General features: G+C 44.7%; 6 protein-coding genes. All 6 read right to left on the minus strand.

Annotated features, from left to right (window positions below; translation table 11 throughout):
• Positions 1-87: 87 nt before the first annotated feature.
• Positions 88-240: a hypothetical protein gene (locus VN447_RS05980; RefSeq protein WP_325523827.1), complete on the minus strand. Its 153-nt coding sequence runs from the start codon at positions 238-240 to the stop codon at positions 88-90.
• Between the two features lie 299 nt (positions 241-539).
• Positions 540-2,108 carry a DHA2 family efflux MFS transporter permease subunit gene (locus tag VN447_RS05985; protein WP_325523829.1) on the minus strand — a complete coding sequence of 523 codons (1,569 nt, stop codon included), beginning with the start codon at positions 2,106-2,108 and terminating at the stop codon, positions 540-542.
• A gap of 17 nt (positions 2,109-2,125) precedes the next feature.
• Positions 2,126-3,145 (minus strand): HlyD family secretion protein, encoded by a 1,020-nt coding sequence (locus VN447_RS05990; protein ID WP_325523831.1) that lies wholly within the window; start codon positions 3,143-3,145, stop codon positions 2,126-2,128.
• 15 nt (positions 3,146-3,160) lie between these two features.
• The gene (locus VN447_RS05995; protein WP_325523833.1) at positions 3,161-3,520 is read right to left on the minus strand and encodes a PadR family transcriptional regulator; all 360 of its coding nucleotides are present in this window, start codon (positions 3,518-3,520) and stop codon (positions 3,161-3,163) included.
• A 169-nt stretch (positions 3,521-3,689) separates the two neighbouring features.
• Positions 3,690-4,289 carry a TatD family nuclease-associated radical SAM protein gene (locus VN447_RS06000; protein WP_325523835.1) on the minus strand — a complete coding sequence of 200 codons (600 nt, stop codon included), beginning with the start codon at positions 4,287-4,289 and terminating at the stop codon, positions 3,690-3,692.
• A gap of 16 nt (positions 4,290-4,305) precedes the next feature.
• Positions 4,306-4,659 (minus strand): DUF2292 domain-containing protein, encoded by a 354-nt coding sequence (locus tag VN447_RS06005; RefSeq protein ID WP_325523837.1) that lies wholly within the window; start codon positions 4,657-4,659, stop codon positions 4,306-4,308.
• Between the last annotated feature and the right edge of the window lie 193 nt (positions 4,660-4,852).

The raw sequence follows: 4,852 nt of genomic DNA on the forward strand, positions 1-4,852 counted from the left end.
AAAATTCGGAAACCTCCTATTGTTCGGTCCTTCCCAAAAGCGTATATATCCGTTTTGGTACTATGACCTCTGCTGACTTCTGACAGTTCAGCCACTCATCACTGCGTGGGTTGCCGTTTCCAAATTCTTGTCCACAGCTTGCCGGTCAGATCTCCCCAGGTAAGAACGCTTACTTTCACTCCATCCATCTGCTATATTTACACCGCCCGCTTCGGATAGTTTAGGGCTTTGTTTTGCCATGCAAACTCGCCCAGCAGACATATGCCTTATATGTAGTTCGTGTTCCTCAGACCGGAGCTTTGCCGCCGACTTCCTTCAGATTCGCCCTCACAAGCGACACCCTTGTCTTAGGCTAACGGTTGGCACTATCAACCCCCGTATTGGACTTTCACCAACAAGTAAGCGCCCATGCTGGGCGCACATGTAAAAAAGGCCAAAGTTCACCACGATGAACTTCGGCCTTCAGTTTTCTGATCAGCATATAACTAAAATAGCAGATTCCTAGAAATTTGTAAAGTACGGCCTGCTATTTATGGTACCTAACTCACCTCTGCCACGGCTGCCTTAACTAGCTCAACCCTGTTTTTCTCCCTCCTGGCATCGCGAATTAAGAGCGCCGGCCCAATGCCGATAGCACACAATACTGCCGTAACCAAAAACACATCGTCAAAGGCCAGAACAGCGGCTTGTTTTGCCAACATTCCTTTCAGCATTCCTAACGCCATTAACTTGGCTTCACTAAGCGTAAAGCCGCTATGGACAAAATATCCTTGCATTGTTGCTATTGTCCGGTTGGCTGCGTCAGAGCTTGTATTTAGGTAATTGGCATAAACAGCTGTATGGAAAGTAGTTCTGCTGTCAAGCAATGTTCCCATGACAGCAACACCGACACTGCCGCCAATATTCTTGAATAGATTGAATACCCCTGACCCAACCCCCAATTTGTCTTTGGGCAGCGACCCCATAACGCCATTCGATAATGGAGACATGGTTAACGCCAATCCAATCCCCATGATACTAAGCCCAAATGCAATATAGGGATAAGGGGTTTTATCATCCAGAATACGAAAAGCATAGAGTGCAGCAGCCATAATGGCCATACCGGCCGAAGCTGGAATTTTTGATCCAAAACGATCAGCAAGACGCCCGCCTACCGGGGCAAGCACTACCATCGATAAGGTGAGCGGCAGCATAGCTATACCCGCATGAATGGCGGTATAGCCTTGAATATTACGAAGATAAAACGGCAAAAGAAACAAACCGCCGTACATTGCCATGAAGGACAGAAACCCAACGATATTAGACATAGTAAAGGTTGTATTTTTGAACAGGCCAAGGTCAACCATTGGCTTAGCAATATGGCTTTCCAGGAATAAGAATAATCCCATTGAAAGTATCGCCGCCATACTCAGGCTCATAATGTAGACTGAGGACCAACCCTCTTTCGAGCCTTGATTGAGCACCAGCAGCAAACAGCTCAAACTAACTACCAGCAGCATACCGCCAACATAATCAATAGTAGCATCAGTATGATCTGCCTTTGATTCTTGCAGTACTTTTACACCAAGTAGAATACCTGCCACTGAGACAGGCAAGATAGAGTAAAAGATTAAATGCCAATCCAAGTATTCAACAATGGACCCGCCAACCGTTGGCCCAAGCGCACTACCGGCAGCAGCCAACGCACCCCACAACCCCAATGCTTTCCCTCGCTCCTGAGGCGGGAATGCTTCCGAAACTAAAGCCATCGCGTTAGGAAATAGCAGACCTGCACCTATGCCCTGCACAATTCGAAAAAAGATTAATACTGTGCTGTTCCAGGACAAACCTATTAACAGTGTCGCAGCTGTAAAAATACTCAAGCCGGTGAGATACAGCTTCTTACGGCCAAACTGGTCTCCTAATTTGCCTGTAATCGGCAGGATGGAGCCATAAGGCAGCATATATGACAACGATACCCAAACAACTGAATCCATAGTAAAACCAAACACCTGCATAATATTCGGCAACGCAATATTCACCGAGCTGCTTACATAGCCGCTGAGCATTGTTCCCAGTGTAACTGTAAGGAGTACCAGATACTTGTTAGGCGAATTAGCTTGTTCCATCCCCGCCCACCTCTTCACTAGCTAACATGCACAGTCACTATCGCTGACATGCCTGGTTTCAGCGTATATGATGCATTTGTTGTAACTTTAATTTTTATTGGAAGTTTCTGCGTAACTTTGGTGTAATTACCTGAGGTATTTTCTGTTGGCAGTAAGGCAAACTGTGATCCGGTAGCTGCACCGATTTCACTTACCTCACCGTTAAATGTTTTACCCGGGTAAGCGTCAATACTAAATTCAACGTTCTGTCCAACCCGCATTTTGCCTACATTTGTTTCGTCGATGTTGGCTGCAACCCATATATCATTTAGGTTGGCAATATTAACCAGAGCCTGACCTACCGATACACTTTCCCCGGCATCTACAGATTTTACAGCAACAACACCGGCAATAGGCGCTTTAATTACAGTGTTATTTAATTGTAGTTCGGCATTTTTTAGCACGGCCGCCGCTTGTTCAACTTGCGCAGCAGCCGCCTGAATATCTTCCGGACGGGCACCTTCTGCGGTCAGGCTGAGCGACTGACCGGCAGCATGATACTGGGCCTGAGCAACAGACAAAGCTGTTCTCGCCGAGTCAAGCTGCTGAGCAGAGATCGCTCCCTCTTTGTACAGGGTATCGCTCCGCTCATACATTTTTTGGGCATTTTCTAAATTGGCTGCTGCCTGCTCGGCACCAGCCTCAGCTTGGGCTACCTGCTGCGGCCTATTGCCGGCCTTAATTCCCGCCAATTTAGCCTGAGCGGCTGTCAGATTAGCTCTGGCTTGCGCAACTTGCGCTTCCAACTCTTTGCTGTCAAGCTTGGCTATCACTTGCCCGGCCTGAACCTCATCGCCTTCATTTACCATAATTTCGTCTATCTGGGCCGATACCCGCGAGCTTACAGCAACAATCGTACCTTTTACTCTGGCATCATCTGTAGATACTACCCCGGCATATTTAATCCACCACCATAATCCACCACAGACAATTATGGCAACAACTAACCCGGCTATGCCGATTAGTTTTTTCTTATTTATCGTTTTCTCTCGACTCATTTTTGCTCCTCCACTCTAATTGTGCAACAAGTCCTCCCGCAATATTTGCAGCTTGCGTTCTGATTCATCCAGCCTTATTCTGACCTTTTCCCGTAACGCGGGTATATATGCCAACCCTTGTTCAGTTATGGAATACACCCGTTTATTTCGCGTTTCGGGATTACTCCAGTTGCCAGCTATATATCCACGCTCCTCCATAACCCTGAGTAGTGGGTACAACGCGTTAGGATTAGGAGAGATTGCGGTCTTGGTTCGGTTTCGTATTTCTTCGGCAATCTTATTACCATGCATCGGTTCTTGTTCGAGTAGAATTAGCACATACAAACCGACGATCGATTTAACCCATGTTTGGTGGTCATTATCTTTAGACGTCATTACAAGTCCTCCTGATTAGATGCAAAAGTTATTATTTTTAACATGTTAATTTTAACAGCTTTATTTGCTAATTGCAAGCCTGACTATCAGCTCCACATACCACTGCTATTCATCTGAAAAATTTAAACGGCAATGGACTGTTTATCAGTTCATCGCCGTTAGACTATTATTATTCAACAAGTTTCCTTACTCTGAAATCCACGCCGATTTGCCGTGCGACCTCCCTACAAGTCCTGATATCTTCTAGAGGCATGACATCCACAATCGTTAAAGTGACTGTTGGGATATATTGTTTGCATTTAGCAGCAAAGTCCAGCATAGCATCATAGGCTTTTTCACCAAATTCTGATAGACATATTTCCTGGTAATCCTTAGCACTTTTCGCGTTCATGCTGATAGAAACAGAGTCCACCAGCCCTGCTAAAAATGGAGTGATATCTTGTTCGTAAAACAAATTAGCCTGACCATTTGTATTAATACGAATGGGAGTAGTATATTTTTTCTTTAGTTCCCTGCAGATGTCGATAATCGCATCGGTGCGCACCATCGGTTCACCATATCCACAAAATACGAATTCGCTTAGCTCAGAAACATCCCATTGTTGAATATCTTTGATAACTTCATTAACCATTGGTTCTCGCTCAAGCCAAAGATTAACCCCGTCTGAAACACCAACCGATTTGGTTCTTACACAAAAAACACAGTTATTCGTACAGCGGTTGGTAATATTGATATATAATGCAGTACCTAGCTTATATGTGATAGTCATAGCTTTATCCAGAGATTTAGATACCATCCCCGTGTATTCCTTCATATTCGTTAATACGTCGTTTCTCAGTTTTCTCTATTTGGTCGACCTTGCCATCTTCTATCCTGATAATCAACTGCCCATACATTAACCCCTGGAGTTGAGCAATAATTTTGGACTGTAATGAGTGCTGCCCTGCCGGTACATCGCGCATTATATACCCTGTTTTATTTTTAGAGGAGAAAATGAACTTTTCTGTTCTCTCCATCTTAATTACACACCCATCTTGAATTGTTAAAATCAAGTGTCCGTACTGGACAGTATGAAGAGAATGCCGAATCAACTCCAGGACTTGAGGTAGTAAAAGCTTCTTGGGCGTTAATTTCTCCACACATTGCACCTCCCATATTTTTAAGCATTCATTTGAAAACAAGATGTGATGTAATAAGAAAAACCGCTAGCGCGGTCCTTTGGTATTGAGCACATCCGAAAGTCGGTACTCAAATCCATGAACCCCTTTGTAATAACGTGGATGCATTACCCCACCGCAAGATTCACAACTAAACTGTGGTGGGTAGCTTAGA

It is taken from the genome of Sporomusa sp. (assembly GCF_035561155.1).
Taxonomy (GTDB): Bacteria; Bacillota; Negativicutes; order Sporomusales; family Sporomusaceae; genus Sporomusa.